1 protein-coding gene is annotated in these 925 nt (G+C 43.2%); it reads right to left on the bottom strand.

Going from position 1 to position 925, the window contains the following annotated elements; all coding sequences use genetic code 11:
- Positions 1–199: 199 nt before the first annotated feature.
- A partial coding sequence (gene pdxY / locus AB4558_RS21715; protein ID WP_372133522.1) for a pyridoxal kinase occupies positions 200–925 on the bottom strand: 726 nt, incomplete at its 5' end.

Genomic DNA, 925 nt, shown 5'->3' with positions numbered 1-925 from the left:
AATGTTCTCTAAAATGATTCAGAGACTCTGTTTAATCAAAAGAACAGCTATAAACAGAGAAGTTAATAAATAGGGATAAAGTGAAGTCCGTCTCTTTCTGGGAGTAATATAGCTAGGTTTAGTCTTAGCTCGTAATCTCGTTTGTAGGATGCGACCCATCGAATAGGTACACCCTCCACCACTATCGGAGTTAAACGCTCTACCCGATTTTGACCACGTTGAAATCGTGGGTAGGCTCTACAAATTCATATTGTGCATTGATTGTTTGTAGCTCCCAAGTGCCATAGCTTTTAGTTAGCTCCAACACACCATAGACCGCGTTATTTGCATGTCGGAATGCAGCTACGGGAGACATTCTCTTTATTAACCCTGCGGTAAACAGGCCAGAGATAAGGTCACCGACACCAACCGGTTGTTGAGCAAATTCAATGTTCGGTCGTTGGGCTAAATAACATGCCTTTTTCGTTGCTAAAATCATACTGAACGCGTCATCGGGTAATGAGTGAAGATGCTTCACGAGCACCATCTTTGGACCAAGCTCCAATGCTTTCTTACATGCTGTAACCGCGTCATAAAGGGAGAGGATTTTAATGCCGGTCAATTCACTTAGTTCAAATTGGTTTGGCACTATAACATCGGCAATAGGAAGCAAGTGTTTAGTAATGGCGGTTCTAACGCCATCCTCAACGATACAACCTTTATCTGGGTCACCCATTACAGGGTCACAAACATAGAGTGCACTGTGGTTCTTTTCTTTAACTAAATTAACCGACTCGGCAACCGCTTTACATTGGTCTGCGCTTCCCTGATAACCCGATAGGATCGCACCACAGTCTTTCAGTACGTTGATGTTGTCTAAGCCTCGAATCAAGTTTCGAATATCATCTGAGCCGAATGTTTGCCCGGTCCAACCTTGTTGATATTG

It is taken from the genome of Vibrio sp. 10N.222.51.C5 (genome assembly GCF_041474575.1).
Lineage (GTDB): Bacteria > Pseudomonadota > Gammaproteobacteria > Enterobacterales > Vibrionaceae > Vibrio > Vibrio crassostreae_C.
Note: the sequence above shows the minus strand (reverse complement) of the source record. Positions and strands in the feature narration are given on the sequence as shown.